The sequence below is a fragment of the Providencia sp. Je.9.19 genome (assembly GCF_051129765.1).
Lineage (GTDB): Bacteria > Pseudomonadota > Gammaproteobacteria > Enterobacterales > Enterobacteriaceae > Providencia.
The window spans coordinates 687,870-714,451 of the sequence record NZ_JBCPSS010000002.1; the positions used below are offsets into that span (position 1 = coordinate 687,870).

25 protein-coding genes are annotated in these 26,582 nt (G+C 39.5%); 17 read left to right on the forward strand and 8 right to left on the reverse strand.

What is annotated here, in order from left to right:
- The first annotated feature begins 14 nt into the window (after positions 1 to 14).
- Together AAZR93_RS12340 and rlmM are read left to right on the forward strand one after the other, a co-directional pair.
- Positions 15 to 410: a DUF423 domain-containing protein gene (locus AAZR93_RS12340; protein ID WP_434719960.1), complete on the forward strand. Its 396-nt coding sequence runs from the start codon at positions 15 to 17 to the stop codon at positions 408 to 410.
- Positions 403 to 1,506 (forward strand): 23S rRNA (cytidine(2498)-2'-O)-methyltransferase RlmM, encoded by a 1,104-nt coding sequence (gene rlmM, locus AAZR93_RS12345; RefSeq protein WP_294106867.1) that lies wholly within the window; start codon positions 403 to 405, stop codon positions 1,504 to 1,506. The genes AAZR93_RS12340 and rlmM overlap by 8 nt, the downstream gene beginning before the upstream one ends.
- Positions 1,507 to 1,571: 65 nt before the next feature.
- Here the strand turns inward: rlmM and xni are convergent, their stop codons facing one another.
- The 3 genes from xni to queF all read right to left on the reverse strand — a co-directional run bounded on the left by xni (position 1,572) and on the right by queF (position 4,699).
- On the reverse strand, positions 1,572 to 2,327 hold the full coding sequence (gene xni / locus AAZR93_RS12350) for a flap endonuclease Xni (protein WP_294106869.1): 756 nt from the start codon (positions 2,325 to 2,327) through the stop codon (positions 1,572 to 1,574).
- 30 nt (positions 2,328 to 2,357) lie between these two features.
- Positions 2,358 to 3,725: a nucleotide 5'-monophosphate nucleosidase PpnN gene (ppnN, locus tag AAZR93_RS12355; RefSeq protein WP_294106966.1), complete on the reverse strand. Its 1,368-nt coding sequence runs from the start codon at positions 3,723 to 3,725 to the stop codon at positions 2,358 to 2,360.
- Positions 3,726 to 3,853: 128 nt separating this feature from the next.
- Positions 3,854 to 4,699 (reverse strand): NADPH-dependent 7-cyano-7-deazaguanine reductase QueF, encoded by an 846-nt coding sequence (queF, locus tag AAZR93_RS12360; protein WP_294106871.1) that lies wholly within the window; start codon positions 4,697 to 4,699, stop codon positions 3,854 to 3,856.
- A 151-nt stretch (positions 4,700 to 4,850) separates the two neighbouring features.
- Between queF and syd the strand changes: the two genes are divergently transcribed.
- Positions 4,851 to 5,411: a SecY-interacting protein gene (gene syd / locus AAZR93_RS12365; RefSeq protein WP_434719961.1), complete on the forward strand. Its 561-nt coding sequence runs from the start codon at positions 4,851 to 4,853 to the stop codon at positions 5,409 to 5,411.
- A 478-nt stretch (positions 5,412 to 5,889) separates the two neighbouring features.
- On the opposite strand, the gene AAZR93_RS12370 is transcribed toward syd, so the two are convergent.
- A complete protein-coding gene (locus AAZR93_RS12370; protein WP_434719962.1) occupies positions 5,890 to 6,804 on the reverse strand; it encodes a DUF535 family protein in 915 nt (304 codons plus the stop codon).
- Positions 6,805 to 7,065: 261 nt separating this feature from the next.
- Between AAZR93_RS12370 and AAZR93_RS12375 the strand changes: the two genes are divergently transcribed.
- Genes AAZR93_RS12375 through AAZR93_RS12385 form a run of 3 tightly spaced genes read left to right on the forward strand, consistent with a single transcriptional unit; the run spans position 7,066 to position 8,657 of the window.
- A complete protein-coding gene (locus tag AAZR93_RS12375) occupies positions 7,066 to 7,407 on the forward strand; it encodes a YqcC family protein (protein ID WP_434719963.1) in 342 nt (113 codons plus the stop codon).
- On the forward strand, positions 7,408 to 8,166 hold the full coding sequence (truC, locus tag AAZR93_RS12380) for a tRNA pseudouridine(65) synthase TruC (protein WP_294106878.1): 759 nt from the start codon (positions 7,408 to 7,410) through the stop codon (positions 8,164 to 8,166).
- Between the two features lie 38 nt (positions 8,167 to 8,204).
- Complete coding sequence (locus AAZR93_RS12385) at positions 8,205 to 8,657, forward strand: flavodoxin (RefSeq protein WP_336430517.1); 453 nt, start codon at positions 8,205 to 8,207, stop codon at positions 8,655 to 8,657.
- A 109-nt stretch (positions 8,658 to 8,766) separates the two neighbouring features.
- Here the strand turns inward: AAZR93_RS12385 and AAZR93_RS12390 are convergent, their stop codons facing one another.
- The 4 genes from AAZR93_RS12390 to map all read right to left on the reverse strand — a co-directional run bounded on the left by AAZR93_RS12390 (position 8,767) and on the right by map (position 13,974).
- Complete coding sequence (locus AAZR93_RS12390; RefSeq protein WP_294106882.1) at positions 8,767 to 9,153, reverse strand: DUF3461 family protein; 387 nt, start codon at positions 9,151 to 9,153, stop codon at positions 8,767 to 8,769.
- Between the two features lie 362 nt (positions 9,154 to 9,515).
- Positions 9,516 to 10,343, reverse strand: a complete 828-nt coding sequence (gene dapD, locus AAZR93_RS12395; RefSeq protein WP_434719964.1) for a 2,3,4,5-tetrahydropyridine-2,6-dicarboxylate N-succinyltransferase — start codon at positions 10,341 to 10,343, stop codon at positions 9,516 to 9,518.
- 65 nt (positions 10,344 to 10,408) lie between these two features.
- The gene (glnD, locus tag AAZR93_RS12400; RefSeq protein ID WP_434719965.1) at positions 10,409 to 13,048 is read right to left on the reverse strand and encodes a bifunctional uridylyltransferase/uridylyl-removing protein GlnD; all 2,640 of its coding nucleotides are present in this window, start codon (positions 13,046 to 13,048) and stop codon (positions 10,409 to 10,411) included.
- Positions 13,049 to 13,176: 128 nt separating this feature from the next.
- Positions 13,177 to 13,974, reverse strand: coding sequence for a type I methionyl aminopeptidase (gene map, locus AAZR93_RS12405; protein ID WP_294106888.1), 798 nt, complete (start codon positions 13,972 to 13,974; stop codon positions 13,177 to 13,179).
- Positions 13,975 to 14,561: 587 nt separating this feature from the next.
- On the opposite strand from map, the gene rpsB reads away from it, so the two are divergent.
- The 11 genes from rpsB to lpxD all read left to right on the forward strand — a co-directional run bounded on the left by rpsB (position 14,562) and on the right by lpxD (position 26,476).
- Positions 14,562 to 15,287, forward strand: coding sequence for a 30S ribosomal protein S2 (rpsB, locus tag AAZR93_RS12410; protein WP_294106889.1), 726 nt, complete (start codon positions 14,562 to 14,564; stop codon positions 15,285 to 15,287).
- A 136-nt stretch (positions 15,288 to 15,423) separates the two neighbouring features.
- Entirely contained in the window at positions 15,424 to 16,275 is an 852-nt protein-coding gene (gene tsf / locus AAZR93_RS12415) for a translation elongation factor Ts (RefSeq protein ID WP_294106891.1), read from the forward strand.
- Between the two features lie 207 nt (positions 16,276 to 16,482).
- Complete coding sequence (pyrH, locus tag AAZR93_RS12420; protein WP_294106893.1) at positions 16,483 to 17,211, forward strand: UMP kinase; 729 nt, start codon at positions 16,483 to 16,485, stop codon at positions 17,209 to 17,211.
- Between the two features lie 108 nt (positions 17,212 to 17,319).
- Complete coding sequence (gene frr, locus AAZR93_RS12425) at positions 17,320 to 17,877, forward strand: ribosome recycling factor (protein ID WP_294106895.1); 558 nt, start codon at positions 17,320 to 17,322, stop codon at positions 17,875 to 17,877.
- Between the two features lie 149 nt (positions 17,878 to 18,026).
- Entirely contained in the window at positions 18,027 to 19,220 is a 1,194-nt protein-coding gene (gene ispC, locus AAZR93_RS12430; protein WP_434719966.1) for a 1-deoxy-D-xylulose-5-phosphate reductoisomerase, read from the forward strand.
- A 187-nt stretch (positions 19,221 to 19,407) separates the two neighbouring features.
- Positions 19,408 to 20,160: a polyprenyl diphosphate synthase gene (uppS, locus tag AAZR93_RS12435; RefSeq protein ID WP_294106899.1), complete on the forward strand. Its 753-nt coding sequence runs from the start codon at positions 19,408 to 19,410 to the stop codon at positions 20,158 to 20,160.
- A 12-nt stretch (positions 20,161 to 20,172) separates the two neighbouring features.
- Positions 20,173 to 21,033, forward strand: a complete 861-nt coding sequence (cdsA, locus tag AAZR93_RS12440; RefSeq protein ID WP_434719967.1) for a phosphatidate cytidylyltransferase — start codon at positions 20,173 to 20,175, stop codon at positions 21,031 to 21,033.
- Between the two features lie 8 nt (positions 21,034 to 21,041).
- A complete protein-coding gene (rseP, locus tag AAZR93_RS12445) occupies positions 21,042 to 22,394 on the forward strand; it encodes a sigma E protease regulator RseP (RefSeq protein WP_294106906.1) in 1,353 nt (450 codons plus the stop codon).
- A gap of 41 nt (positions 22,395 to 22,435) precedes the next feature.
- The gene (gene bamA / locus AAZR93_RS12450; RefSeq protein ID WP_434719968.1) at positions 22,436 to 24,850 is read left to right on the forward strand and encodes an outer membrane protein assembly factor BamA; all 2,415 of its coding nucleotides are present in this window, start codon (positions 22,436 to 22,438) and stop codon (positions 24,848 to 24,850) included.
- A 90-nt stretch (positions 24,851 to 24,940) separates the two neighbouring features.
- Positions 24,941 to 25,435: a molecular chaperone Skp gene (gene skp / locus AAZR93_RS12455; RefSeq protein ID WP_294106909.1), complete on the forward strand. Its 495-nt coding sequence runs from the start codon at positions 24,941 to 24,943 to the stop codon at positions 25,433 to 25,435.
- A 3-nt stretch (positions 25,436 to 25,438) separates the two neighbouring features.
- Entirely contained in the window at positions 25,439 to 26,476 is a 1,038-nt protein-coding gene (gene lpxD, locus AAZR93_RS12460; protein WP_294106911.1) for a UDP-3-O-(3-hydroxymyristoyl)glucosamine N-acyltransferase, read from the forward strand.
- Positions 26,477 to 26,582: the final 106 nt, after the last annotated feature.

Genomic DNA, 26,582 nt, shown 5'->3' on the forward strand with positions numbered 1-26,582 from the left:
AAAAAGGTGTTACTGTGAATAGTCGTTTGATGTTAATTTTTGCGGGAATTAGTGGTTTTTTTACCGTGGCTTTCGGAGCTATCGGTTCCCATGCACTATCTTCAATCATGAGTGTCCATCAGATGGAATGGATTGAAGTCGGTATACGTTATCAGATGTTACACACAGTGGCTTTAATGGTGCTCGGTGCAATTTTACTGCGTAAAGTTATACTGTGGTTCTATTGGTCTGGTGTTTTTTTCTCGGTAGGCATACTTCTTTTTAGTGGTAGCCTTTATTGTATGGCCCTATTGCAGGTAAAATACTTTTCTTATTTTACGCCTATAGGGGGAGTTTGTTTCCTTATTGGCTGGCTGTTAGTTGTTATCGGCGCTATGCGTCTAAGGAAATCGGCGTCACGCAATGAGTAATAAAATTGCATTATATTGCCGCCCAGGCTTTGAAAAAGAGTGCGCAGCAGAGATCACAGATAAAGCTGGGCAAAAAGAAGTCTTTGGTTTTGCTCGAGTAAAAGATAATAGTGGTTATGTCATTTTTGAATGCTATCAAGCTGAAGATGCAGATAAACTTGCACGTACTTTACCTTTTAGTGAACTTATTTTTGCTCGTCAGATGATAGTCGTTGGGGATTTACTCAAAGATTTACCCCCAGAAGACCGTATTACACCAATTGTGAATGTACTTAGCCAACAAGTTGCTCGAGCTGGCGATCTTCGCGTTGAGGTTGCTGATACTAATGAATGCAAAGAATTAATGAAGTTTTGCCGTAAATTTACGGTGCCTTTGCGTAACGCTTTACGTAAAGAAAAAATACTTCTTACACAAGAAAATTTTAAACGTCCGGTTATTCATGTGTTTTTTATTGCACCAGGTTGTTGCTATACAGGCTATTCGTATACCAATAATAGTTCTAGTTTCTACATGGGTATCCCTCGGTTAAAATTACCATCAGATGCGCCTAGCCGTTCAACACTGAAGCTTGAAGAAGCATTCCATGTGTTTATTCCTTATGATGAATGGGAAGAACGTTTAGCCAGTGGAATGAAAGCGGTAGACTTAGGGGCTTGTCCTGGTGGTTGGACCTATCAGCTTGTGAAGCGCAGCATGATGGTACATGCAGTTGATAATGGAACAATGGCTGAAAGTTTAATGGATACGGGGCAGGTTACTCATCACCAAGTTGATGGTTTTAAGTTCCGTCCAATATCTAATAATATCACTTGGCTTGTTTGTGACATGGTTGAAAAACCCGCTAAGGTTGCTGCGCTTATGACTGAATGGCTGCAAGAAGGCCTGTGTCGTGAAGCGATTTTTAACTTAAAATTGCCAATGAAAAAACGTTATGAAGAAGTCTCTCATATCTTAAATAAAATGCAGGTTCAGCTAAAAGAGCACAGTATTAACGTGCGCATTCAAGCTAAACAGCTATACCATGACCGCGAAGAGATTACAGTACATGTTCAGCGTGTCTGGTCAGCGAATCCAATGGCTCGTGAGTATTACTAGCATTTGATGGTATTCAATACGTTAAAGTAAAAAAGGTCACTTTAGAGTGACCTTTTTTATAGCAATTATTTGGCTTGATAGCGCAGTTGGTTCAAATTACCTTGAATAATAATGTCGGTCTTTAACGTGGCAATATCACGACAAATTAGTGCAATTTCTTGCTGGTTAATTAATTTTTTTTGCCATTTTTCATCTAGATTATCGATATTCGTGTATAAATTTTCAATCGATTGGTATTGCTGTAATAGCATCGTTGTACTTTTAGGACCAATTCCTGCAACTCCTGGTACTTTACTACTACTAATACCGGCAAGCCCCCAATAATCAGGAAGTTGTTCGGGCGTTACACCAAACTCTTTTTCAATAAAAGGAACATCTAACCATCGTTTTTGAAAATAATCGCGGATCCGAATATTGGGTGATAGTAATTGGCAATAGCCTTTATCTGTCGATACAATCGTCACCATATGCCCTGCATTTGCGATACGTTTTGCCAACGTCGCGGCAAGGTCATCGGCCTCATCACCTTGAGATTGCCAACAATGAACCCCTTTTTCCTCAAATTGTGTTATCAGTGAAGGTAGGTTTTTTTGCAAGTCTTCAGGCATGGGTTGGCGACCTGCTTTGTAATCAGGTAATTTTTCATGGCGCCAGCTAGAATGCCTTCCTTCTTCATCAAAAACAGCGACAACGTGGCTTGCTTCAGTATGATTGATGAGTTGAGATATCGCAGATAAGCAGGTATCTCCACATGGGCTTCCTTGCACCGCGTGGATACGACGAATTAGATTTAATGCATCAATAATTAATAAATGGATCATAAGTATCGGGCCGTCCTTGGCTGCTTAAATTTATTTCACAATTTCATAGCAAGGTTCGTAGGCAGTTCCGCCCGGCAGTTTCATACGATGCTGACTAACGAAGCCTTGTAATAAGATATCCATACGTCTCATGATGTCAGTATCACCATGGATTTTAAAAGGACCATTTTTTTCAATAGCTTTCATTCCTGATTCTTTCACATTACCCGCAACAATGCCTGAGAATGCGCGGCGTAGGTCAGCGGCTAATTTTTCAGGTGCCTGGCCCGGATGTAAGTTCAAAGAAGCCATATTTTCATGACTAGGCTCAAAAGGATGCTGTAAAGCATGATCAATTTTAATTGACCAGTTGAAACTATAGGCATCACCAGTACTGCGGCGGTTATCTTTAACTAGAGGCATACTTTTTTTCATGACTCTAGCGACTTCTTGAGGATTATCAATAATGATCTGATAATGCTTACTCGCTTCATCCCCTAAAGTATGGCGAACGAAATCATCAAGTACAGCAAAGTATTCTGCACTTTCTTTTGGTCCGGTCAGAACGAGAGGGAGAACTTGCTCACTGTTTTCAGGATCCATTAAGATACCCAGTAAATAGAGAAGTTCTTCTGCTGTACCTACACCACCTGGGAATATAATGATCCCATGGCCTAATCTGACAAATGCCTCTAGACGTTTTTCGATGTCAGGCATGATTAATAGTTCATTAACCAATGGATTAGGTGGCTCAGCTGCAATAATCGAAGGTTCAGTTAAACCGATAAAACGGCTATTTTTATATTGTTGTTGTGCATGGCCTACCGCAGCACCTTTCATCGGAGCTTCCATCGCACCTGGTCCGCAACCAGTACAGATATTGAGTTCCCTTAAACCTAATTCATTACCGACTTTACGGCCATACAGATATTCAGTTTCATTAATTGAGTGTCCACCCCAACATACGATCATGTTAGGTTCTTCATCAATATGTAAGGCGCGAGCATTGCGTAAAATAGAGAAAATCATGTTAGTTAAATGAACACTGTTTTCAATATCTAAATGAAATTGTTCTTTTGCGTTACTAATTTGAGCATGGACAAAAAGAATATCACGCAGTACTGCAAATAAGTTAGCTTGTAACGAGCGGATAATCTTGCCATCAACAAAGGCTTCTTCCGGTGGATTGATTAGTTCAAGTTTTACACCGCGTTCACGACGCAATACATTAATGTCAAAATCAATGCTTTTTGCCAGTAACTCTTTACTACTATCGGTTAAGCTGCCGGAGTGTAAAACCGCTAAAGAGCAATTTCTAAACAGCTGGTATAAATGGCTGCTAGCCGTTCTTTTTAACATATCAACTTCAAGTTGAGATAGTAGATCCATAGATCCTAATGGACTAATATGAGTAATCAAGTAACACTCCTTTATCCCCGCAGGGATCTTGATGTTGGATTGTGTTGAAATAGGTTCAGCGGCTGTTTTTTCAACTGCATTTTCCAATAATACATTTCAACTACATTCATTTTGACTATATTTTGTACTTATTGCCGTGCTAAGCGACCTGTTTGTGGTTTAAATTGCTCATTGCTACGCCATGGGTTGATATCAAGGCCACCTCGGCGTGTATAGCGTGCATAAACACTCAATTTTTCAGGTTTACACAGTTGTGTTATATCGTTAAAAATACGTTCCACACATTGTTCATGAAACTCATTATGATGGCGAAATGAAATGAGATAGCGTAATAACGCTTCATGATTAATTTTTGGGCCACGATAATGAATTTGTACTGAACCCCAGTCAGGCTGGTTCGTAATAAGACAATTCGATTTTAACAAATGGCTGACTAATGTTTCTTCAACAATTTCACTTTGTGTACAATCAGCTAAATAATGGCGGCTGAATTCATAATTATCGATATCAATATCTTGTTCATCTATACAGATACCATTAAATTGATGAATAGTTTGTTGTGAAAAATCATCTAGCTTATGGAGTGTAACGCTAACCTCGCCGTTAGCACAGTAACTTAAATCACTTTGCAAAACGCTTCGCACATTTTCCCACGTTTCAAATTTGGTTTGGTTAAAACTGTTGAGATAGAGTTTAAAACTTTTAGATTCAATAAGGTTGTCACTATTTGCATTTACACTAATAGAGCCTATTGCGACTTGAGGTAGACCTTTAGGGTTGAGCCATGAAAGTTCATACAGTGTCCAGATATCAGCCCCTTGAAATGGCAGAGCATCATTTCGAATTGCTAAAGGCTCTCTATTTAAGCTACGAGGAACCGCTTGTAATAACGTTGGATCGTATTGATCAATGTAGGCGGTTTTTTTACCGAGAGTTAAATTGTCGAGAGCTGGATTGTTCTGGTAGTGTGACATATTGATCCTTATACTTCATAAACTAAAATGAGGCTCAAAGCAGGAAAAGGGCGTAACAAGCACATTTTTTACGGTTAATCTGCTGTGATAATATCATTTATCAACCCTATTGACGTCTTTCAATTCAATTTGGTCTAAATAATACATAATTATGAATACAATAATTTCTGAATCACTTAACAATTTTACTCAGTTATATATGTCTCAATGGTTGGAGCAAACAGGTTTACCTCCAGCATCTGTTGATTTATATGGTATTCCCTCACCCTGTATCGCACGTACAGGTGAGAATTGGGTTTATTGGGAACCTCAACCTTTTCCGCTAGAAAATAAGAGTCTTCAAAAGGTTGCCACTGCACTTGATATTAGTTTACAGGATGATATTCATGATTTTTATACCACTCAACTTGCGGGTGATATGAAAGCGAGATTTGCAGAGTTAGAGCTTAGTTTGGTTCAAGTATGGAATGAAGACGATTTTATTCGTTTACAAGAAAATTTAATTGGTCATTTAGTGACTCAAAAGCGTTTAAAACTGCCACCAACATTATTTATTGCAACTTTGGATTCTGAAATTGAAATGATCTCTATGTGCAATTTAAGTGGCGAAATTATTTTAGAAAAATTTGGAAGTAAAGAAAGAAGAGTACTTGCTCCTAATCTTGCTAGTTTTATAAATGCACTTTTACCGATAATTGAGCCACAAAGGTAAGATATCAGATACGAAGATGTGTAAGCATTTGCCTACAATTGGGTTAAGCAATATCTTAAATATTTTTAATTTAAGTGAAATGATAATTATTTCACTTTTGATTTCATGACGTTACTATAGATACCCAATATCACTATGATTTGTAATGAATTTTAGTTTTCTCTACTAGGTTGTTTCATTAATAGATTTAATACATTCTTATGTGGCTAGACAGGGTAGATTGTTTAGCTTTTTATAAGTAAAAACAAAGTTATGGATGACTAATTAGACTTATTTTGTCTATTAAATTGTTTTTATTTGACAGGATGTCAGACGACAGGGAGTCGTTTTTGCAGGATGCTGTAAAACGTGTTTAAACTCGAGATGAGCCAGTCAATGTTTTTATTGGCTGGCTTTTTTCGTTAACGGCACTTTATTTTTTTATCGATAATTTAATTTTTGATTATGCGGTATTGATTATATACAGTAATAATTGTATTTAACTTGCTAATTTTTCTGATGTATTCGTATTAACTGAATATTGAGTGAGGGAATTTATTATATTCTGGAACATAGCCTCTCTTAATGCTTCACGTCGACGAAATTCAGCTCGGCGCTGGCTTTTAACTAATTCAATATCTCGTACTGGTTCTTGAAGCGGAAGTTGATACCAACCTTTAGGCGTCAATATTGCACCACATTCTTGCCAAAAATTGTCATAACTTGATTTTAAATGTTGGCTTTTAATATGGCTATTATTTGATATTCCCAAAATCGATGTAATGTTGAAATAAGCAGCGACTGCATAAATTGCTGACATTAATAAATTTTTAGGTCTCATTCCATGCATTTGTTTGGTAATAGATTTAACTTGTTCAACACTTTGCTCAGTTGAGGGGCCTTGTAGAGAGCAGACATATAATTGTCCTTGGGGCCCGAATGAAAAACTCATTAAATAAATTTCATCACCGGTTTCATTGCGTAAATTTAAAGTTAAGTCACCTTCTCGAGGATATTCGGAGTAAATCAGTCTTAATTGCGCGAGATCGCCTGATTTAAGTTCTATATCGGCAACTTTAAGGCCTTCACGCTTATCTGAGAACATCGCCTCAATGGCACTAGGGGTAAAAGTATTTTCTATCAAATTCAATGTATGGCTTGCAGTAAGTAGCTTTTGTTTACCACTCCAAGCTTTGTGTAGGTATTTATTAATTGGGCGTTCAATAAAATGAGGAACATTACTTATTGTGCTTGATAATTGAGCACTATGGTAATTTTCACACATAAATTGATATTGCTGATATTGTTGTGAAGGCAGTTTAGCGATGCGAATACGTCGCTTTAATTGAACGTAACTATTGCTAAAGGATTTCCATATATTATTTTCTTTACGCCACTGCTTTAGTAATCCCATAAATAAACCATTTCTTCTGTGTTAGTAATACACAAGTATCAATTTGAAAAACATTCGATGATAAAGGTGGTTACAACAACAAATCATAAACGAAACTTAATTATTCTAAATGTATTGTGCAAATTAATCGGAGTAATTTAAAAAAGGGTGCCATGTTAGTAGTAGAACTTGCTTTTTATCGTTATCAGCACCATGTTTTCGACAGAATTGTAGAAAAAAATACAGTATATTTTGGGTTATCACCGTTAAATAGGTTTTAGTATGAATATCGAGCAACACATTGTTGAAAAATTGCGTCATGTAGAAGATGAAATGAAAGCCAAATCATTTTGGTGTGAATTACCGCCAAACGCAGAGGCATTTGAAAGTACTGAGCCATTTTCTATTGATACGATGGAAGCGTTGGAGTGGCTTCAATGGATTTTGATCCCACGACTGTATGAGTTGATAGAAAAAGGTGCCGCTTTACCCAGTAATTTTTCTATCGCGCCTTATTTCGAGGAAGTTTATAAGGATGACTGCAATGGTGATTTCATTGCGCTTTTTGAACATTTACGCGAACTTGATAATTTATTTCAGTTTACGCCAATGGGTAAGTTATAAATGTTAGAAATTATTTACCATGATGAATATATTATTGCCATTAATAAACCCGCAGGCATGTTGGTACATCGTAGCTGGATAGATAGTCAAGAAACCGTTTTTGTGATGCAGACTCTTCGCGACCAAATAGGGCAGTATGTTTATCCCATTCATCGTTTGGATAAACCAACTTCAGGTGTTCTACTTTTTGCACTATCAAGTGAGGTTGCAAGGCTGCTATCTGAGCAATTTGAGAATCATCAAATTGAGAAAACCTATCATGCCATCGTACGGGGTTATGTTACTGAGGAACAAAAAATAGATTATCCGTTGCTTGAAGAGTTGGATAAAATTGCTGATAAGCGAGCAACAAGAGAACCCGTATTACAAGAGTGTGTGACGCACTGTAAGCCGATTGAAACAGTTGAGTGTGCGGTTGCTATTGGCCGTTATGATACTGCCCGCTTTAGCTTGTTAGAGTTGAAACCTGAAACGGGGCGAAAACATCAATTAAGACGACATATGTCACATATTCGCCATCCTATCATTGGTGATAGTAAACATGGTGATTTGCGGCAAAATCGTGGGGTAACCGAACATTTTTCAGTTGCACGATTAATGCTACATGCGAGCCAATTAGTTTTAATTCACCCGATAACAGCGCAAAAAATAACGCTTATTGCAAATTGGGATACTCAATGGCTATCACTGATTGAGCAATTTGGATGGTTGGATGTTGCGACAAAACTAGGTTTTGATGCAGTAAATCAGGCGAGTTAATTTTTACATAAATTAAGCACGTAAATTGAGGAACGGTTATGTCTAAAATTGGTATTTTTGTTGGCACTGTCTATGGTAATTCATTGGCTGTCGCTGAAGCTGCGCAGGATATTTTAGCGCAACAAGGGCATGAAATTGTTATTTTTGATGAGCCTACATTGGATGATTGGCAATCTTATAATTCAGATAATAATATTGCTTTAATTGTCACGTCTTCTACAGGACAGGGTGATTTCCCCGATACCATAGCGCCACTTTTTTATGAAATTAAAGATGTACTCGGTTACCAACCTGATTTACGTTACGGCATTATTGCGCTTGGCGATAGTAGCTATGAAAGCTTCTGTGGAGCAGCTAAGCATTTTGACGAGTTACTGACAGAACAATCTGGTACACGTATTGGTGATGTGTTATTCATTGATGCAACAGAGGTGGATACGCCTGAAGAGTTTGCTAAAGCGTGGATTCAAGCTTGGAGTGAACTTATCTGAAGATCTGCACCGGTAAACTATCTTAGAAACCATCTTAAAAACTAAAGTACAGTTAATGTAGATATCACGGTGCAGTCATTTATTCGGCAATTTTAAAGCGATTTTTGAATTATTTACGTGTTAATTTTTCAAGATCTGCTTCAATTTCGGCAATTTTATTAGAGACAACATGTTCTAAATGGCGTAAGTCATCAAGAATTTTATGTTTTAAATCGAGTTCAGATTTATCGGTCTGACAGATTTGATCGAGCTCTTCAATAGCATAACGAAGATTAGTATTGATTTCGTTGATTTCTTTAAAATTATTACTGCCATCTGTCGCAGCAATTGTTTTGCGCTGGCGTGGATATTTAAATTTCACGCTTTTAGCAAAAAACTCGCCTTTGTCTTTGCGAAAATAAATTTTCAAAATATCGTTATTTGCTTCTTGGCGCAGGGTATAGCGGTCGATGTCTTGAGGGTTGCTGATACCTAAACTTTTCAAATTATCGTACATGTAAACTCACTTAGCCGTAGGAGACAGAGTCGATGAATAAATATGAGAGTATGGGCCGGTTATAACAATATCGGTCTATTTCTCGCTTCTCAAGGATGTGGTGGGTCTGTTTAAATGATAAACAGTATTTCTATTAACTATATAATATTAAATAGAATAGATGAAAATATCTGCGCACATCACATCATTATTATGGCGAAAAATAAAATAATACAGTTTTATTAATGGCAACCAGCTAAAGCCACGGTCATATTATGCGCGATTTATTGAAATTGACAAACCTCTCCTTACAAGAAAAAGAGGTCTATCATCTAATTGGAAGGGGAGAGTGTTAGGAAGCTACTCTGTCACCTAATGGAAAGTTATTCATCAATGCTTCGTAATAGCTCATTGATACCAACTTTACCACGGGTTTTTTCATCCACTTTTTTAACGATAACAGCGCAGTAGAGACTATAACGACCATCTTTAGAGGGAAGGTTGCCAGAAACGACAACAGAGCCTGCGGGTACGCGACCATAAAAAATTTCACCCGTTTCACGGTCATAAATTTTAGTGCTTTGACCGAGATATACGCCCATTGAAATGACAGACCCTTCTTCAACGATAACGCCTTCTACAACTTCAGAACGAGCACCGATAAAGCAATTGTCTTCAATAATGGTTGGATTGGCTTGTAAAGGTTCAAGAACACCGCCAATACCGACGCCACCAGATAAGTGAACATTTTTACCAATTTGTGCACATGATCCGACGGTTGCCCATGTATCGACCATACTCCCTTCGTCTACATAAGCACCAATATTCACATAAGAAGGCATCAATACACAGTTTTTAGCAATATAGGCACCTTGGCGAACCGCCGCGGGAGGAACAACTCGGAATCCCTCTTTTTCGAAACGCGCTTTATCATAATCTGCAAATTTCATAGGGACTTTGTCGAAATAGCGACTTTCTGCACCCTCAATGACTTGGTTGTCATGAATACGAAATGAGAGTAAAACGGCTTTTTTTAGCCATTGATGGGTAACCCAAACGCCTGCAATTTTCTCTGCAACGCGGAGTTTGCCGCTATCGAGTAATGCTATAGTGTCCATTACGGCTTGTCTTACTGGCGCAGAGACGGTATTCGGTGTGATAGTCGCTCTGTCTTCAAACGCCTGTTCAATGATCGCTTGTAAATGCTGCATTGAGTTTATTTCTCCTTGGATAACGAAAAAAATGTTATATCCACCACAGATAAATGTAATGGATGTTATATTTTATCCTTCGATTTAAGGGCATCTGTCAACCTTTCTGATAACTCTTGTTGCATATTTTTACTGAGCGCTTTGTGATTTTTATCTGCAAGGACAAAAAAATCTTCAACTTTTTCGCCAATTGTAGTGATCCGCGCGCCGTACAATGAAATTTCCATTTGTGCAAAAATATGCCCAATTTTGGCCAGTAAACCTGGTTGATCAAGTGCGAATAATTCCATATAGCTACGACGTTCATTCGTAGAGTGTAGAAAATTAACTTTTGTCGGTACGGTAAAATGACGTAATTTTGCAGGGATCATCCGCGGCTTAGGTGGCAAAATTTCAGGTTGTTGAATGGCGAGCAGTAGCGTTTTACGGATCTGCTCATATCTATCTTTCGATAAGGCGGCGCCATTTGGCTCAAGTACGACAAACGTATCCATTGCCATATTGTCTTTGTTGGTGAAAATTTGAGCGCTATGAATGCTTAAATTACGTCTATCAAGTTCGCTGGCGACAGCGGCAAATAAGTGTGGTTTATCAGGGCACCAGATAAATATTTCGGTGCCACCATGTTTTGATTGAGTACTAATCAAAACTAATGGATGCGTTAAATCGTGTTTCAATAAATTACTGGCGTGCCAAGCGAGTTGTGACGGTGTGTGTCGTAAGAAATAATCTGCATGGCAACGAGACCATAATGCATTTAGTTTCTCTTCATCAATAGATGATTGGCGTAGTAATGATAAAGCCTGATAACGATGATGACGAATACGTTCACGTAAGTCTGGCGTGCTTTGCATTCCTTGATTTAATTGATGTTCAGTCAATAGAAAAAGTTCTCGAATAAGACTTTGTTTCCAACTATTCCATAATGTGCTGTTGGTGGCGCAAATATCGGCAACAGTTAGGCACATTAAATAATTTAGACGTGACACCGATTTAACTTCTAGTGCAAATTGTTTGATTATATCAGGGTCTTGAATATCTCTTCGCTGTGCGGTGACAGACATCAAAAGGTGGCTTTTCACTAGCCAAGCAGCAAGTTCCGCTTCTTTTATTGAAAAATCATGTTGTAGTGCAAAACTATAGACAAATTCAGCGCCAAGATCTGAATGATCGCCAGAGCGACCTTTTGCAATATCATGGAACATCGCTGCTAGACGTAAAATTTCGGGTTGCAGTAACTTTGGATAAACACTGACACAAAGTGGGTGATCGCGGCGATTTTCTTCTAACGTAAAACTGTCAATTTTCTGAAGGACACGAATAGTATGCTCATCAACAGTATAAGCATGGAATAGGTCAAACTGCATTTGGCCGACAATATTGCTCCACAGTGGTGTATAGGCGCTTAAAACACTGTGTAAATGCATGGGAACAAAGGCCCCTTTAATTGCGCGAGGGTGTCGTAATATTTTCAAAAATAACTTTCGTGCTTCAGGGTTTTCACATAGAGGAGTGGCGAGATTCCGTCTAGCAAATCGTAATTGACGTAATGTAGTCGAATAAATACCAGTAATGTTTGGATACCGAGCCATTTGGTAAAACATTTTTAAGATGGTGGCGGGTTCTTTGACAAATAATGCTTCATCAATCACATCAATTAATGATCCGCGAAGTTGGAATTGTGTATCAATGGGGCGTGGTTTTTCATTCGGATTTAACGTTAAAATAGCTTCATCAAATAGCTGTAATAGCATTTGATTGAGCTCTCTGACTCGACGAGTTACACGATAGAAATCTTTCATCATCCGTTCAACAGGTTGATTTTTATCACCTTCATAACCCAGTAAGCGAGCAACACTAAATTGTCGATCAAACAACAGTCGATTATCGTAACGTTTAACCACTAAGTGTAAGGCAAAGCGGATCTTCCATAGAAAGGTTAAACATTCTTTAAGTTCATGATGTTCTTCTTCAGTTAGAAATCCAAAACTCACCATTTCATCAACTGTAGTGGCACCAAAGTGGCGGCGGCCTATCCACAGTAAAGTATGCACATCGCGCAAGCCTCCAGGGCTACTTTTAATATCTGGTTCTAAGTTGTAGCTGGTGCTGTGGTAGCGTTGATGGCGTTCGTGCTGTTCTTCAATTTTGGCGGCAAAAAAAGTGGTTGATGGCCAAAAGTCATCACTGAAAATAGTTTTTTGTAGTTGTAAAAATAAGGCGATATCACCACAAATTAATCTAGACTCAATTAGGTTAGTCGCCACGGTTAAGTCATCATTTCCTGCTTTAATGCATTCTGCCAATGAACGAACACTATGACCAATATCGAAGCGCAAATCCCAAAGCAACGTAATAAATTGCCCAATTTTGGTAGCAATTTCTTCGGCAAGAGGCTCTTTACTTAGCACTAAAATATCAATGTCCGATAACGGATGCAGTTCATGCCGGCCATAGCCGCCTACTGCGATTAAGGACATATTTGGACGTTTATCAAATTGATATTCTTGCCATAATCTTGTTAATAGCGCATCAAGGTAATCACTACGGACATGAACTAAATCCACCACGGATTGACCATGATTAAAGGCTACTTCTAACCAATTATTAAAGTCTTCAACATGCAATCTTAACGTTGATAGCTCAAGGTCAGAGGGTTGAAATAAATGAGGCGATAGATATGTTTTAGAAGATACTGTCATCATTTTCTTTCCGTGTTGATAAGCGCTACAGAAACTTTTATCAGCTTACGGTGTTTGAATAAAGATGAACAGTGAAAGATACCCCGAAGAAGGGGTATCCGAGAGAAAATAATTTACTGATTAAGGGCTAATTACACATTAACGAGAACTGCTGAAATGAATGGCTCTTCTTCTTTGCGCAATGTGAGGATTTCACAACCATTATCAGTCACAACTAATGTGTGTTCGTATTGTGCTGACCAACCTCTATCTTTAGTTTTGACGGTCCAACCATCTTTCATTGTGCGGATACGGTAATCACCAGTATTCACCATAGGCTCAATCGTAAATGCCATCCCTTTTTGTAGCACAACGCCTCCATCATCTGCATCGTAATGCAAGACTTGTGGTTCTTCATGGAAGCCGACGCCAATACCATGGCCGCAGTATTCACGTACCACGGAAAGATCATGTTTTTCGACAAACTCTTGAATAGCTTTACCCAAAGTACGTAGACGAATACCAGGTTTCACCATGCGCAATGCTAAATACAGGCTATCTTGGGTAATTTTACAAAGACGTTCGCCTTGAATCGTTGGTTTTCCAACAATAAACATTTTTGAGGTATCGCCATGAAAACCATCTTTAATAACGGTAACATCGATATTAACAACGTCACCCTCTTTTAGAATTTTATCATCGCTCGGAATACCGTGGCAGATAACATCATTGATGGAAATACAAACAGATTTTGGAAATCCGTGGTAGTTCAGACACGCGGGAATAGCTTGTTGCGTTTCAACAATATGCTGATGACAGAGGCGGTCTAGCTCACCGGTACTCACCCCAGGCACAACATGCGGAGCAATCATTTCTAACACTTCAGCCGCTAGTCGCCCAGCAACTCGCATTTTCTGAATATCTTCTTCAGTTTTGATAATAATAGCCATGAGTTCGGTCCACTTATGTCAATAACAAGATTATGACAATTTGATAAAAAGATTTGAAAATGAGCGGCTAGTACCGCTTATTCACCATTAATGATACTAATGGTAACAGCCACCGCATTTTCTGCCAACTAGCACAGAACTAGATGCCACATAGAATATGGAGTAAGGATACGTGAATCAGCTTCAGAGCCTTGTTCAATTTGAGCCTTTAATCGCACAAATTGCAAAAATAAAAATCTGGTGAACCTCTTGCAGATGAAAGGATTTACTGGAAAACACGTCAATGAATGCGTTATTTTTACAATTTAAAAAACAACAAAAGTTAGCTTATTCTTCCGTTTTATGGTATAAAGCGCGCCGGCAATCCATATTTTTCTTCTTACTTTTTGGTTTGTGTTGATTTTGACATAAGTGTGAATTGTAAATGATTAAAATGGGTATGCGTAAACTAAACTCAATTGTGTAAATAACACACACGAATCGACACATGCACCGGGGTGCTCCTATGCGTTTCTACGCAGCTTTGGAGTCGGTAGTATGGGATTCGTGGAGGCATAACCCCAATTACTTAAATACAGAGGTATTAAATGGCAACTGTTTCCATGCGCGATATGCTACAAGCGGGCGTTCACTTTGGTCACCAGACTCGTTACTGGAACCCAAAAATGAAACCTTTCATCTTTGGTGCGCGTAACAAAGTACATATCATCAACCTGGAAAAGACTGTTCCAATGTTTAACGAAGCTTTGGCTGAGTTGACTAAAATCTCTTCTCGTAAAGGCAAAATTTTGTTTGTTGGTACTAAACGTGCTGCAAGCGAAGCCGTTCAAGAAGCTGCTAACAGCTGCGACCAGTATTTCGTTAACCATCGTTGGTTAGGCGGAATGTTGACTAACTGGAAAACAGTTCGTCAGTCAATCAAACGTCTGAAAGATTTAGAAATTCAATCTCAAGATGGCACTTTCGACAAACTGACCAAGAAAGAAGCGCTAATGCGTACTCGTGAACTTGGTAAGTTAGAAAACAGCTTAGGCGGTATCAAAAACATGGGCGGCTTACCTGACGCTCTGTTCGTTATCGATGCAGACCACGAACACATTGCTATCAAAGAAGCAAACAATCTGGGTATCCCAGTATTTGCTATCGTTGATACAAACTCTGATCCAGACGGTATTGATTTCATTATCCCTGGTAACGATGATGCGATCCGTGCAATTAAGCTGTATCTGGGCGCTGTAGCAAACACCGTTCATGAAGGTCGTTCACAAGATCTGGCTGTTCAAGCAGAAGAAAGCTTAGTAGAAGCTGAATAATAAGGTAAAAGCCCTTATTAACCAGGTATTGCTATATATTGGTTAGAAGGGGCCTAATTAGGCCCCTTTTGTTTCTGTGAATCAGAACTATCCTTGTGGGGAATGCTCCCGTAAGGTATATCGAGGAAGAAATCACATGTCTGGAATTACCGCGGCATTGGTAAAAGAACTGCGCGAGCGTACTGGCGCAGGTATGATGGAATGTAAAAAAGCACTAGTTGAAGCTAATGGTGATATTGAATTAGCAATCGACAACATGCGTAAATCAGGTCAGGCTAAAGCTGCTAAGAAAGCAGGCCGTGTAGCTGCTGAAGGCGTTATCCTTGCAGAAGTATTTGCTGATGGCAAAACTGGTGCATTAGTTGAACTGAACTGTGAAACTGACTTCGTTGCTAAAGATGCAGGTTTCTTAGCATTCGGTAAAGAAGTAATGGCATCTGTTGTTGCTGATAAAAGTGCTGATATCGATGCACTGAAAGCAAAATTTGAAGAAGCTCGTGCTAACTTAGTTGCTAAAATCGGTGAAAATATCAATATTCGCCGTGTCGCTATTTTGGAAGGCGCAAATGTAGGTAATTACCTGCACGGCGCTCGTATCGGTGTTCTAGTTGCGGCTGAAGGCGCAGATGAAGAATTACTGAAACACATCGCTATGCACATTGCAGCAAGCAAACCAGAATATCTGACTCCAGACAACGTTCCAGCTGACGTTGTTGCTCATGAGCAACAAATTCAGTTAGACATCGCTATGCAATCTGGTAAACCACGCGAAATCGCTGAAAAAATGGTTATCGGTCGCATGAACAAATTTACTGGCGAAATCTCTCTGACTGGCCAGCCTTTCGTTATGGAGCCAAGCAAATCTGTTGGTGACCTGCTGAAAGAGAAAAATGCTACTGTTACTGGCTTCATTCGTTTTGAAGTTGGCGAAGGCATTGAAAAAGTTGAAACTGACTTTGCAGCAGAAGTTGCTGCAATGAGCAAGTAAGCAATATAAGGGCCGCCAATTGGCGGCCTTTCTTTAATACTCGTCATACTTCAAGTTATCTGGTTGTTGATTACATTCAGCAACATGTACTTTGAATTATTCTGAGTATATGACTGCTATATTCAGTCTAAGTCAAAATCAAGGCATATAGAGTCTATAATTCTATGTGCGTTACCCCAATAAATTATCTGTGTAGGACAGAACACCATGGCAACTAATGCGAAACCCGTTTATCAGCGTATTCTGCTCAAATTAAGTGGCGAAGCCTTACAAGGTGCAGAAGGTTTTGGTATCGATGCTAGCGTTTTAGATCGTATGGCTCAGGAAATCAAAGAACTCATAGAACTGGGAATACAGGTCGGTGTAGTTATTGGTGGTGGTAACCTGTTTCGCGGAGCCGGCTTGGCAGAAGCTGGTATGAATCGCGTTGTTGGTGACCATATGGGTATGCTAGCAACCGTCATGAATGGGCTTGCTATGCGAGACGCTTTGCATCGTGCTTATGTGAATGTAAGGCTGATGTCTGCAATTCCACTTAACGGTGTTTGTGATAACTATAGCTGGGCTGAAGCTATTAGCCTACTGCGTCATGGCCGTGTGGTTATTTTTTCAGCGGGAACAGGTAATCCATTCTTTACAACAGACTCAGCAGCTTGTTTGCGTGGTATTGAAATCGAAGCTGATGTTGTATTGAAAGCAACAAAAGTTGATGGTGTTTATTCTGCAGATCCTGCAAAAGATCCTGATGCTGTTCTTTATGAAAATTTAGATTATCAAGAAGTTCTGGAACGTGAATTGAAAGTAATGGACTTAGCAGCATTTACTTTAGCACGTGACCATAACTTACCAATTCGTGTTTTCAATATGAATAAGCCAGGTGCGTTACGTCGCGTTGTGATGGGCGAAAATGAAGGGACTCTGATTTCTCACCGTTAATACTCAGAGACATGACCTGAGTTTAAATGTATTATCTAATGTAAATTCAGACAATTTAAGCGAGGCTGCATTGCGGCCTTTAATAACTAGTTCTTAAGGGTTGAAAACGTGATTAACGAAATCCAAAAAGATGCTCAAGACCGTATGGAAAAGAGCGTTGAAGCACTAAAAAGCCAAATTAGTAAAATCCGTACAGGTCGTGCATCTCCTAGCCTGCTTGATGGTATTATGGTTGACTATTATGGTTCTTCAACACCATTACGCCAACTGGCTAACGTGACTGTAGAAGATTCACGTACATTAGCAATTTCAGTCTTTGACCGTTCAATGTCTCCGGCAATTGAAAAAGCGATTATGTCTTCAGATTTAGGTCTGAATCCATCTTCTGCTGGTACTGTTATTCGAGTACCTCTGCCTGCATTAACAGAAGAACGTCGTAAAGATCTAATCAAAGTTGTTCGTGGTGAAGCTGAACAAGGTCGTATTGCCGTTCGCAACATTCGCCGTGATGCTAACGATAAAGTTAAAGCTTTACTCAAAGATAAAGAAATCAGTGAAGATGACGAACGTCGTTCACAAGATGATATCCAAAAATTGACTGATGGTTATATCAAGAAAGTTGATGAAGCATTAGCGCAAAAAGAAACGGAATTGATGGATTTCTAATCCATCATTAGTAATGAAGCCATCTAGGTATACAGTTAATCTGTATATTTTGGATGGCTTTATTATTTTTCATACCTATTAAAGAATCCATTCTTATCTTTAAGCTGATATAATCTCAGTATTGAATTAATACAGAGTACCCGACTACTATGAAACGTCTGACAATCCTCGGTTCGACCGGCTCAATTGGTACCAGCACTCTTTCTGTTGTTCGACAAAATCCTGATAAATTTCAAGTTCTTGCTCTCGTGGCAGGGAAAAATGTTGCTGAAATGGCAAGCCAATGTATTGAATTTAATCCTAAATATGCGTCGATGGCTGATGAGTCATCAGCTCAATCATTGCGTAGGATTCTATCTGAAAATAATTGTAAAACCGAAGTTTTATCGGGTAAAGAGGCCACAATTGAACTTGCTGGGCTCGATGACGCTGACCAAGTCATGTCAGCTATTACGGGTGTTGCTGGATTATTGCCAACGCTTGCGGCGATCCGTAAAGGAAAAAGAATATTATTAGCGAATAAAGAATCTCTTATTACCAGTGGTCGTTTATTCTTTAATGCTATTCGTGAGCATAATGCAACAGTCTTCCCTATTGATAGCGAGCATAATGCGATCTTTCAAAGCTTGCCTGAAGTGATTCAACTTAATTTAGGTTTTGCTGATTTATCGGCATCAGGTATTTCGAGTATTATTTTAACGGGTTCTGGTGGCCCATTTAGAGATACTCCACTTTCACATTTTGCTAATGTCACACCTGATGAGGCTTGTAATCATCCAAATTGGTCGATGGGACGTAAAATTTCCGTTGATTCAGCAACAATGATGAATAAAGGATTAGAATATATTGAGGCTTGTTATTTCTTCAATGCCACGCAAGATCAAATGGAAGTGATTGTTCATCCTCAATCCGTGATTCACTCAATGGTGCGTTATAGAGATGGCAGTGTTATTGCACAGCTGGGTACACCTGATATGCGCACGCCGATATCGTATAGTATGGCATATCCACAGCGTATAATGTCAGGTGCTAAGCCACTTGATTTTGCAACTTTATCGTCACTAACCTTTGTTCAACCTGATTTCCAACGCTATCCTTGCTTAAAACTTGCTATTGACGCATGTCATGAAGGACAAGCTGCGACAACGGTTCTTAATGGCGCAAATGAAATAACGGTAGAAGCTTTCCTTGAAGGTAAGATCCGCTTTACGGATATCGCAAAAATTAACCACAAGACCATGGAAAAACATGTTTTTTCTGAACCAGTCTCGATTGAGGAGGTCTTAGAAATCGATGCATGGGCTCGTCGTGAAGCTGGAAAGTCAATTTCGCAAGAATTTTAATCTTAGTATGTGATTTATTTAGTTGCTGATACCCATGATATATCTTTAATATGTGATGGGTTCAAAAAACAAAGACAATACCAGTAGTTATCTGAGAATTTAAGGATGTGTCTTATCAGCATATTTAATAATAAAGGTTATTATTGAGTTGGATTCTCAAAGTTATACACACAAGGATTAACATTTAATGAACTCTAGTGGTGAAAATCTCGCTGAATCGATGATTCCTAAGCATGTCGCTATCATTATGGATGGTAATGGGCGATGGGCAAAGCAGAGAGGCAAACTCAGAATTACAGGTCATAAAGCAGGTGTTGAATCTGTGCGTAACTCTGTTCGTTTTGCAGTAAAAAATAAAATTAGCTCATTAACTCTTTATGCGTTTAGCAGTGAGAACTGGAGAAGACCAGAAAAAGAAGTCAGTTCGTTAATGGAGCTATTTGTTTTTGCGTTGGATAATGAAGTTAAAAACTTGCATAAAAACAATGTTAAATTAAAAGTTATTGGTGATATTAATCGCTTTAGTGAACGCCTTAGAAAAAGAATTGATAAAGCAGAGGCGCTGACACAGAACAATACGGGATTAAGATTAAATATTGCAGCGAACTATGGTGGGCGTTGGGATATTGCCAATAGTGTTAGACAAATATTTGAGAAAGTCAGTAATGGTGATATCGCTATTGACGATGTTAATGAAGAAACCATTAACGATTATGTCTGCATGAATGATCAAGAAAATGTAGATTTAGTGATTAGAACCGGTGGCGAACATCGGATTAGTAATTTTTTATTATGGCAGGTCGCATATGCGGAATTTTATTTCACCAACGTTTTATGGCCAGATTTTGATGAAATGGTGTTTCAAGATGCAGTTGATGCTTTTAGTAAGCGCGAACGTCGTTATGGTGGGGCTGAATCAGATGACGAGTTGGTTAAATAAAGGGAGAAAGATGTGCTGAAATATCGTTTACTAACAGCAATAATACTAATACCTATAGTTATTGCGGCATTATTTTTGCTTTCCCCTGTGAATTTTGGTTATGTGGTGATTGCGGTTTGTGCATTAGGTGCTTGGGAATGGGCGCAATTTGCGGGCTGGTATTCACAAGCAAAGCGTATCGGGCTAGCTGTCGTGTTTGCCGCTATACTGCTTGCGATTCAATTTTCTTTACCTAACATCGTTGAACTGGCTAGTGAACCGGTAATTTATTATGGGTTATGGGCAGGGCTCGTATGGTGGGTTGTTGCTATTTTATTAGTCATTACTTATCCAGCTTCCGCGTCATGGGGTAAATCGGTCATCGTACGCCTGTTATTTGGTGTATTAACCATTGTTCCTTTTTATTGCGGCATGATGGTGCTCAGAACGATTGGTTATCATAGCGATACCTTCTTTGGGGCTTGGTGGCTATTATATGTCATGTTGTTAGTTTGGGGCGCAGACTCTGGCGCTTATGCTTTCGGCCGTACGATGGGACGTAATAAATTAGCCCCTAAAGTTTCGCCTGGAAAAACATGGGAAGGCTTAATTGGTGGATTGATTACTGCTGGTATTATCTCGTGGCTGTTTAGTGCATTTGCACCGATCCCAGTGATGCCTGACTATTTACTGGTGACATCAATTATTGTGGTTATTGTTTCTGTGTTTGGTGACTTAACTGAAAGTATGTTTAAGCGCCAGTCAGGAATTAAAGATAGTAGCCATTTAATTCCGGGTCATGGTGGAATTCTTGACCGAATTGATAGTCTAACAGCCGCAATTCCAGTTTTTGCAGGGCTAAATTTGTTAGTTTTTAACGGTTTTGGTCTTTAGGATTATAAATGGGATTTATTTGGAGTTTAGCTGCATTTATCATTGCCATTGGGGTATTGATAACTGTACATGAATTTGGGCATTTTTGGATTGCCAGGCGTTGTGGTGTTTATGTTGAACGATTTTCTATCGGGTTTGGCAAAACACTATGGCGCAAGGTTGACCGCCATGGTACCGAGTTTGTTTTAGCGTTAATACCACTCGGTGGTTATGTGAAAATGTTAGACGAACGGGCAGGGGATGTAGCACCTGAACGTCGTCATTTGGCATTCAACAATAAAACGGTGGGGCAACGAGCTGCAATTATTAGTGCAGGTCCGATTGCGAACTTTTTGCTTGCTATTGTTGTCTACTGGATAGTCTTTATGATTGGGGTTCCATCAGTTCGCCCGATTATTGAAGATGTAAAACCGGGCTCAATTGCAGCGGCAGCAAATTTTACGCCTAAAATGGAACTAAAATCGATTGATGGTATCGAAACGCCTGATTGGAATTCAGTTCGTTTAGCGCTAGTGGGCAAAATTGGCGATCGTGAATTTACTGCACAAGTTTTGCCTCAAGGATATAATGAGCCAATTACGGAAACAGTTGATTTAACTGCGTGGCAATTTGATCCCGAAAAGCAAGACCCGATACTTTCGATTGGTATCATGCCTGTCTCTGCGAGAATTGATCCTGTTATACAAAAAGTAACACCGGGTTTAGCAGGCGATCGTGCAGGTTTAATGCCTGGTGATAGAATTGTCAGTGTAAACGGGGAAAAACTAGGTCTTTGGGACCCAGTGACGCGAATTATTCGTAGCAATCCCGGGACACTTTTAAAATTAGATGTAGAAAGAAACCAGCAACTTATTTCGCTTGTGCTTACACCTGATAGCCAAAATGGACAAGGTGGAGAGAAAATTGGATTTGCGGGTGTTGAACTTTCAGTGTTACCGTTAGCAGAAGAATATAGAATGGTACAGCAATACGGACCATTCGCTGCGTTTTATCAAGCAAGTGATAAAACATGGCAGTTGATGAAACTAACTGTCAATATGATGGGTAAACTGGTTGTTGGGGATGTCAAACTCAATAACTTGAGCGGTCCGATATCTATCGCGAAAGGTGCGGGGGTATCAGCCGAGTCAGGCTTGGTATATTATTTGATGTTTATTGCGCTTATTAGCGTAAATTTAGGTATCATCAATCTGTTTCCATTGCCTGTTTTAGATGGGGGACATTTGCTCTTCTTGTTAATTGAAAAAATTAAAGGAAGTCCAGTGTCTGAGCGAGTACAAGACTTTAGTTTCCGGATAGGTGCAATGGCATTGATTCTGTTAATGGGACTTGCACTTTTTAATGATTTCTCTCGCTTCTAATTTTTATTAGCTGGGGACCAGTAAGGAATACGCTAACAACGATGGCGATGAAAAAGTTGCTCATAGCGTCGCTGCTTCTCGGCAGCGCCACTGCATACGGTTCAGACGGATTCGTAGTTAAAGACATTCGTTTCGAAGGTCTACAACGCGTCGCCGTTGGTGCAGCATTATTGAACATGCCTGTTAGGGTGGGTGATTCGATTGATACTGAAGATATTAGTCGTTCTATCCGTTCCCTATTCTCAACAGGTAACTTCGAAGATGTTAGAGTCCTGCGTGATGGAAACACGCTGATCGTTCAAGTTAAAGAGCGGCCAACCATCGCAAGTATCACTTTTACCGGTAATAAATCTGTAAAAGATGACATGCTGAAGCAGAACTTGGAAGCATCTAATATTCGTGTCGGTGAAGCTCTTGACCGTACGACTATTGCGAATATTGAAAAGGGTCTAGAAGACTTTTACTACAGCGTTGGTAAATACAACGCGACTGTAAAAGCTGTTGTGACACCATTACCGCGCAACCGTGTTGATTTAAAATTTGTTTTCTCCGAAGGTGTATCTGCAAAAATTCAGCAGATTAATATCGTGGGTAACAAAAATTACACGACGGCAGAACTGGTTAATAAAATTCAGTTACGTGATGATGTTCCATGGTGGAACTTTGCTGCAGACCAAAAATATCAGAAACAAAAACTTGCTGGTGACTTAGAAACACTGCGCAGTTTTTATCTTGATCGCGGTTATGCTCGCTTCAATATTGATTCAACTCAAGTTAGCCTGACACCTGACAAAAAAGATATTTACATTACAATTAACATTACTGAAGGCGACCAGTACAAAATTTCTGGCGTTGAAATTAATGGTAATACGGCAGAGCATTTAGCGGATATCCAAGAGCTAATCACAATTACACCGGGTGAACTTTATAACGGTGCGCAAGTGACGCAAATGGAAAACAAAATAAAAGAGTTATTTGGTCGCTATGGTTATGCTTATCCACGTGTAATGACTCAGCCTGAAATTAATGATGAAGATAAAACGGTCAAACTGCATTTAAATGTTGATGCTGGAAATCGATTCTATGTTCGTGAAATTCGATTCCAAGGTAATGACACCAGCAAAGATACCGTTTTACGTCGTGAAATGCGTCAAATGGAAGGTGCTTGGCTAGGCAACGATCTAGTTGAGCTAGGTAAAGAGCGTCTTAATCGTACTGGTTTCTTCGAAACAGTTGATGTAGAAACACAACGTGTTCCGGGTAGCCCTGACCAAGTTGATGTTGTCTATAAAGTTAAAGAACGAAATACCGGTTCAATGAACTTCGGGGTTGGTTTTGGTACTGAAAGCGGTGTAAGTTTCCAAGTCGGCGTATCGCAAGATAACTGGATGGGTACGGGTAATGCTGTCGGTATCAACGCGAGTAAAAATGATTACTCAACTAACGTTGAATTTTCTTTCACTGATCCTTACTTTACCGTAAATGGTGTAAGTTTAGGTGGTCGTATTTTCTATAACGACTTTAGTGCAAAAGATGCCGATCTATCTGGTTATACCAACAAAACTTATGGTTTAGATAGCTTCTTAAGCTTCCCATTCAATGAAAATAACTCATTCCGTTTAGGTGCGGGTTATGTTCATAATGACTTGTCTGATATGCGTCCACAAGCTGCGATGTGGGATTACCTCTATTCTATGGGGGATAAACCACCAATCAATGAAACTGGTCGTAATAAAGAAAGCTTTGATGCCGATGACTTTACTGTGAATGCGGGTTGGACCTATAACTCACTGAACCGTGGTTTCTTCCCAACGTCGGGTAACAAAACCAACGTATCAGCGAAAGTCACAGTTCCAGGTTCTGATAACGAATACTATAAACTGCGTTTTGATACGGCTCATTATTATCCAATCAATGAAGATGAAACTTGGGTTGTTTTAGGTCGTGCGCAAGCGGGTTATGGTGATGGTATCGGCAGTAAGCAAATGCCATTCTATGAAAACTTCTATGCGGGTGGTTCAAGTACTATTCGTGGTTTCCGTTCGAATAATATCGGACCGAAAGCGGTTTATCTGAAAAACACGGGTGGTAATGTTGCACCAGAACCAGGAAGTCCATCAAGTGATGCTGTCGGTGGTAATGCTATGTACACCGCGTCATTTGAGTTGATCACACCAACACCATTTATTGACGAGAAATATGCGAACGCAGTTCGTACATCGCTCTTTGTCGATGCGGGTACTGTGTGGGATACTAACTGGAATAGTATTGATGCTAAGTGGCGTGCAGGAATGCCTGACTACGGTAAAGCGACAAATCTCCGCGCTTCAGCGGGTGTTGCTTTACAATGGATGTCTCCACTTGGACCACTGGTTTTCTCCTATGCGCAACCTATCAAGGATTACGAAGGCGACAAATCAGAGCAGTTCCAATTTAATATTGGTAGAACTTGGTAATATCTATCTAGTGTCTTCCTAAGAAAGCCCTCACAATTAAGTGAGGGCAACCAAAATTTCCAGCCATAAATATGGGTTAAGGAGTTTAGTGTGAAAAAATTGTTGTGTGCAGCGGGTGTGAGTATTGCTTTAGCAATGTCTGCAGGTGCTTATGCTGAAAAAATTGCTATCGTAAATGTAGGCGAAATTTTCCAAAATATGCCTGCTCGTGAAGCCGTTGCTAAACAGCTTGAAAGTGAGTTCAAAAGTCGTGGTACAGAATTGCAAAGTTTAGAAAAAGATTTGCAAACACGCGTAGAAAAACTACGTCGTGACGGTGCTACTATGAAGCAAAGCGAACGCGAGAAGCTTGAAGCTGAACTCATGACTAAACGTGACCAATTTGCTGAAAAAGCTCAAAAATTTGAAGAAGACAACCGTCGTCGTCAAGGTGAAGAGCGTAATAAAATTTTGACTCGTATTCAGGATTCCATTAAATCTGTTGCCGCTAAAGAAGGCTATGATGTTGTTATTGACGCAAATGCAGTTGCATATGCAAAAGATAGCATTGACATCACAAGTCAGGTTCAAAAACAGGTTAAATAATAGATGTCCTCAATTCGATTGGCTGACCTTGCTCAGCAGTTGAATGCGCAGTTACACGGTGATGGCGATATTGTCATCACCGGTATTGCTCCGATGCATTCAGCAAATAATCAGCAGATTACTTTTCTATCTGATAGCCGTTATAGCGACAAACTCACTGAGTGTCAGGCCGCAGCGGTTGTACTCACAGCAAAAGATCTTGATGTTTGTAAGGTTGCAGCTCTTGTGGTTGATAACCCTTATCTTGCATATGCTCGTATGGCTCAAATTATGGATACAACGCCGAGTCCGGCTGAAAATATCCATGCATCCGCAGTTATTGCTGATGATGTTCAATTAGGCGAAAATGTATCGATTGGCGCTAATGCCGTTATTGAAACGGGCGTAATTCTGGGCGATAACGTAGTGATTGGCGCGGGTTGTTTTATTGGTAAAAATACGCAGATTGGTGCTGAAACTCGCCTTTGGGCAAACGTCACCATATATCACAACGTAGAGATTGGCACTCAATGCTTGATCCAATCTGGTACAGTTATTGGTTCTGATGGCTTTGGTTATGCAAATGATCGTGGTAATTGGATCAAAATACCGCAGTTAGGTACAGTGATCATTGGCTCACGTGTCGAAATCGGTGCGAGTACAACGATTGACCGTGGTGCATTAGATAATACAGTTATTGGTAATGGTGTTATCATAGATAACCAGTGTCAAATTGCACATAATGTGACAATTGGCGATAATACAGCTGTTGCTGGTGGTGTTATTATGGCCGGTAGCTTAAAAATCGGTCGCTACTGTATGATTGGCGGAGCAAGCGTTATCAATGGTCACATGGAAATTTGTGATAAAGTAACGGTAACTGGAATGGGTATGGTCATGAGACCAATTACTGAACCCGGAGTATACTCTTCAGGCATCCCTTTACAGCCTAATAAAGCTTGGCGTAAAACAGCCGCTTTAGTCTTAAATATCAATGAGATGAATAAGCGATTGAAAACGATTGAGCGTGAGTTAGATAGCCAAAATCAAAAAAAACAGTAAACATTTTGTAATTCAGGCTAAAATAGTTATCTGAGTTACGTTTTTCCGGCCTGCCAGTTGACCTTGTTTCGAGGTTGAAGCAGGCCGATTCATTAATTAAATCTTA